Consider the following 5,173-nt stretch of genomic DNA (forward strand, 5'->3'; position numbering starts at 1 on the left):
TCTCAAGTCCACGTAAGAGAAAGCCGGGGAAACCCTGACAATGTTTCATCTGCCCAAATACAGGTTCAATTATTCGCTTGCGAAATCCATAAATATATCGACTGACTGGGTTTTGGAGGTTCCTGTCCATGGCCTTGTATCTGTCGGAACGGTGCCTGATATTTTTGGAGCCGGATTCGGCCTTTCTCATCTCTTGCTCTTTCCGGGTTGAAACAAGAGCGTTTATTTCATCCTTGGATTCCAGGTATTCAAGATTATCGTCACTGCAATACCCTGCGTCAGCAAGGACTGTCTTTGCGTAAACATCTATTTCTGAAAGATTCTGCTGTGCCTGCTCCAGCATAGGTTTAAGCTGATGAATGTCATTGGCCTCATTCACCACGTCACAGGCAATAACTATCTGGTCTTCTGTAGCTACGGCCTGAGCATTATAACCTTGAATATAACCTTTGGACGTCTTCTGAATACGACTCTCAGAATCGGTCATATTGACCTTGGTTTCAGGCTTCACTGTGTCGTCAGGCTTTTGAGATTTTCTGCCGTGTTTCTTATGAGACTCCTTGCTCTTTTTGGCTTCAGCCTTTTTTCTGGCTTCCAGGTATTTTTTAGCCTCTTTGATCTTTGCAAGCCTTTTTTCTGCAGTACTCAAATCCTCAGGAAGTTCATCACCACGTTTGCTGCCATACAGCCTGTCTTCCTCCTGATCTGTCTTCTCTGCCTGCTCAAGGAGTGCTTCCAATTTCTCCTTGAGTCGCTTCTCTTGCTTGGAAAGCTGCTCATAAGTTTTGTTGCGGCTCAGGCTTGCATTGGCTTTAACCTTGGTGCCATCAAGGGCTATAATGCCAGCCTTTACCAAACCAGAAGCCTTACAGAGAAGTAGTATCTGGGGAAAAAGATCCTGCAGAGCCCTGAGATGTCTTTTGCGAAATTCTGATATGGTTCTAAAATCTGGAAAATTACCGGCAGCAAGCCATCTGAATGCCACATCATCTACCAGGGCTTTGGCAATCTTCCTGCTGGATGGAATACCCATACAGTAGGCGTATAAAAGTATCTTTACCATCATTGCCGGATGATAGGCTGCGCTTCCCTGGCCATTGGCTCTGTAAGCTGTGATTAATGCTGACAGATCCATTTGATCAACTGTCTCAGATATAAATCGGGCAAGATGGTCCTGGGGGAGCCAGTCGTCCAGAGATGGGGGTAGCAGATATGGTTGCTCCGGATTATAGCTTCTGAAATTGTAGTTCATGAGGCCCTCAAAAAGCAATTATCATGTTGAAATTATATAATATTTTACCGAATTCGGCCTCATTTTGCAACTAATATTTGCGGGACAGACTCTAAGCGCAGCATAAGGCGAATGCAGAGGGGGCAGGACATCCCCCATGTCAAAAGCCTTAAGAAAACAAGGGGCTGAAGTGTGAAGTGAAAAGAAATATCCCCTACCAGTGAACGGTTACGTGGGACCACGGGTTCACCGAATGTTTACGACCATATAGCTATTATGTATAATCGTCTTCTTTACCTTTTTTGCGTTCTGGTTTTCGCCTTTATCTTTTTGGCCTCGCCCGTCTGTGCAATGATGTCCATTGAAGAAGAACGGGAAATGAGGGATAAACTGCTGCGCATGGTTGAATCCCAGGTCCCGCTCATAAAGGATCCGGAAATTGTCGGCTATGTATCCGATATAGGCCAAAAGGTGCTTGACCAGGTCGAGGGCAAGCTCTTTGACTACGAGTTTTTCGTCATACAGGATGATGGCCTGAACGCCTTTGCCATGCCCGGAGGTCTCGTATTCGTGCACACCGGTCTGCTCGAAGTCATAGATACTGAAAATGAGCTGCTGTGCGTCCTTGCCCATGAAATAGGCCATGTTCAGGGAAGACATATAGCAAGGCGCATGGAGCGAATGCAGCGGATAAACATAGCCACTGCCGCCATAGCCATAGCCGGGCTCTTTTTGGGACAAGGGCAGGCCGGTTCTGCCGTACTCGCAACTTCAGGCGCCCTGAATGCATCTATAGCCCTTAAATACAGTCGTGAAGACGAAGAAGAGGCGGACCGGAGGGCATGTCAATGGATATGCAAGGCCGGTTATAACCCCCGGGGGCTTCTTACGGTCCTGCAAAAAATGCAGAAATATCGATGGCTCGGTACAAGTGCCATACCCAGTTACCTCTCCACACACCCGGGAGCCAGCGAGAGAATGACCTATCTGGAGGATTTCTGGAACACAAACAGATGCGTACAAAAGTTCCCGGAGGACCGATTCAGGCTGAGAAAGATACAGGTCAAGGCAAAGGTCTTAACGCATGATCCGACAGTCATGATAAAATACTACAAACGGGAACTCAATACCACTCCGGATGATATATTCCTCCTCTATGGGTTTGCCCAGTCGCTGCTTGCCGCCCGGGAATATGGTGAGGCCCTGAAGGCATTCGACAATCTTGTGTCTTCAGCCCCGGAAAGGCCTGAATTTCAGGCGGAACAGGGGAGAGCCTACTTTGCAGCAGGAAAATATCAAAAGGCCATCTCGATTATAGGTCCATACAGCAAAAGACATCCCGGAGATTCAACTGCCAGGTTCTTTCTGGCCAGGTCATACCTTGAGCTGCAAAAGCCGGCCGAGGCCCTTCCCGTGCTCGAGGCCCTGAAAAAATCCTGGCCGGATCCCGCAGGTATTTACCTGCAGTTGGGCAGGTGTTTTGCCGCCCTCGACAAACAGGGCGAGGCCCACTACTATTTCTACCTTCACTACAAGGCCGCGGGAAATCAACGATCCGCCCAATATCACAAAAACAAGGCCCTGGAGCTGCTCCCGCGGGACAGCGGGCTTTACAACGACCTTAAGCGCGGCAAGGATCAAAAGAACCCGCATAAAGAAAGGGATGGTGGAAAGAAGGCGCCTAAAGACAGCGAAGACCGATGAACTTGTTCACCTCTTTTTCAATGAGACCCTTTTTGTTCGCGGTTCTTTTGGTTGTACTTGCAGACCAGATCAGCAAGGCCGTAGTGGTCTCCAACCTCCAGCTCCATGAAGTAAGACCTGTTCTGCAAGGATTTTTTAATATTACTTATATAACCAACACGGGGGCTGCTTTTGGATTTATGGCAGGGGCCGGTAAATGGGGACACATATTTTTCCAGGTAATAAGCGTTGTCGCTCTCTGCGGCCTCCTTTATCTTTATCGAAGCTCCCGCTGCCGCAGCTATCCGCTTGTATGGGGAATCTCGCTGGTATTCGGCGGAGCACTTGGAAACCTGATAGACAGGATCCGCTATAGATCTGTTATTGACTTCCTGGACTTCTATGCGGGTCCGTACCACTGGCCGGCCTTTAACATAGCAGATTCCGCCATAACTGCCGGCGGAATCCTCCTGGCGTGGCATTTCTTCCGCATTGCCAACAAACAATACTGATCCAGGGCAATTACCGGGGCCCACGCCCGCCCTCTCGGCCTTTCTTCCCGGATCTGGCAGTCCGCCCTTTCTTTTCCTTCTCGTCCTCATTGCCAAAGGCCTTCAATCCTTCGGCCAGTTCTTTCAATCTTGCATCCACAAGGGCATTGATGGTTCCTCTGGGATAGGTTCCGTCAGCCTTCCTTTTGCCTGCCTTCTTTCCGGTCAAGACCTCGATTCCCTCGTCAACGGTCTTGACGGCATAGATATGGAACTTCCCTTCTTTTACGGCCTGGACCACATCTTTTCGCAGCATGAGGTCTTTGACATTGCTATCCGGAACCATCACTCCCTGTTTTCCGGTAAGTTTGGTTGTCACACAGCAGTGATAAAAACCTTCGATCTTCTGGTTGACTCCGCCTATGAGTCTGTCCCGCAAATATTAGTTGCAAAATGAGGCCGAATTCGGTAAAATATTATATAATTTCAACATGATAATTGCTTTTTGAGGGCCTCATGAACTACAATTTCAGAAGCTATAATCCGGAGCAACCATATCTGCTACCCCCATCTCTGGACGACTGGCTCCCCCAGGACCATCTTGCCCGATTTATATCTGAGACAGTTGATCAAATGGATCTGTCAGCATTAATCACAGCTTACAGAGCCAATGGCCAGGGAAGCGCAGCCTATCATCCGGCAATGATGGTAAAGATACTTTTATACGCCTACTGTATGGGTATTCCATCCAGCAGGAAGATTGCCAAAGCCCTGGTAGATGATGTGGCATTCAGATGGCTTGCTGCCGGTAATTTTCCAGATTTTAGAACCATATCAGAATTTCGCAAAAGACATCTCAGGGCTCTGCAGGATCTTTTTCCCCAGATACTACTTCTCTGTAAGGCTTCTGGTTTGGTAAAGGCTGGCATTATAGCCCTTGATGGCACCAAGGTTAAAGCCAATGCAAGCCTGAGCCGCAACAAAACTTATGAGCAGCTTTCCAAGCAAGAGAAGCGACTCAAGGAGAAATTGGAAGCACTCCTTGAGCAGGCAGAGAAGACAGATCAGGAGGAAGACAGGCTGTATGGCAGCAAACGTGGTGATGAACTTCCTGAGGATTTGAGTACTGCAGAAAAAAGGCTTGCAAAGATCAAAGAGGCTAAAAAATACCTGGAAGCCAGAAAAAAGGCTGAAGCCAAAAAGAGCAAGGAGTCTCATAAGAAACACGGCAGAAAATCTCAAAAGCCTGACGACACAGTGAAGCCTGAAACCAAGGTCAATATGACCGATTCTGAGAGTCGTATTCAGAAGACGTCCAAAGGTTATATTCAAGGTTATAATGCTCAGGCCGTAGCTACAGAAGACCAGATAGTTATTGCCTGTGACGTGGTGAATGAGGCCAATGACATTCATCAGCTTAAACCTATGCTGGAGCAGGCACAGCAGAATCTTTCAGAAATAGATGTTTACGCAAAGACAGTCCTTGCTGACGCAGGGTATTGCAGTGACGATAATCTTGAATACCTGGAATCCAAGGATGAAATAAACGCTCTTGTTTCAACCCGGAAAGAGCAAGAGATGAGAAAGGCCGAATCCGGCTCCAAAAATATCAGGCACCGTTCCGACAGATACAAGGCCATGGACAGGAACCTCCAAAACCCAGTCAGTCGATATATTTATGGATTTCGCAAGCGAATAATTGAACCTGTATTTGGGCAGATGAAACATTGTCAGGGTTTCCCCGGCTTTCTCTTACGTGGACTTGAGA

At 47.8% G+C, this 5,173-nt stretch carries 5 protein-coding genes; 3 read left to right on the plus strand and 2 right to left on the minus strand.

The features are described 5' to 3' along the window. Positions 1-1,270 (minus strand): hypothetical protein (locus C4B57_06970; GenBank protein ID PXF54397.1); only part of this gene is annotated, 1,270 nt, incomplete at its 3' end. Positions 1,271-1,507: 237 nt separating this feature from the next. Here C4B57_06970 and C4B57_06975 point away from each other — a divergent pair. Next, entirely contained in the window at positions 1,508-2,935 is a 1,428-nt protein-coding gene (locus C4B57_06975) for a hypothetical protein (GenBank protein ID PXF54398.1), read from the plus strand. Between the two features lie 20 nt (positions 2,936-2,955). Further along, on the plus strand, positions 2,956-3,426 hold the full coding sequence (gene lspA, locus C4B57_06980) for a signal peptidase II (protein PXF54470.1): 471 nt from the start codon (positions 2,956-2,958) through the stop codon (positions 3,424-3,426). A 10-nt stretch (positions 3,427-3,436) separates the two neighbouring features. Here the strand turns inward: lspA and C4B57_06985 are convergent, their stop codons facing one another. Continuing rightward, on the minus strand, positions 3,437-3,844 hold the full coding sequence (locus C4B57_06985) for a hypothetical protein (GenBank protein PXF54399.1): 408 nt from the start codon (positions 3,842-3,844) through the stop codon (positions 3,437-3,439). Between the two features lie 59 nt (positions 3,845-3,903). On the opposite strand from C4B57_06985, the gene C4B57_06990 reads away from it, so the two are divergent. Then, positions 3,904-5,173: hypothetical protein (locus tag C4B57_06990; GenBank protein PXF54400.1), on the plus strand; the 1,270-nt coding region annotated here is incomplete at its 3' end.

Source organism: Deltaproteobacteria bacterium (assembly GCA_003194485.1).
Classification (GTDB): domain Bacteria; phylum Desulfobacterota; class Dissulfuribacteria; order Dissulfuribacterales; family UBA3076; genus UBA3076.

Bases quoted from the DNA above. Each gene is read 5' to 3' on its own strand.
- lspA (PXF54470.1), top strand. From the start codon at position 2,956: ATGAGACCCTTTTTGTTCGCGGTTCTTTTGGTTGTACTTGCAGACCAG.
- C4B57_06975 (PXF54398.1), top strand. From the start codon at position 1,508: ATGTATAATCGTCTTCTTTACCTTTTTTGCGTTCTGGTTTTCGCCTTT.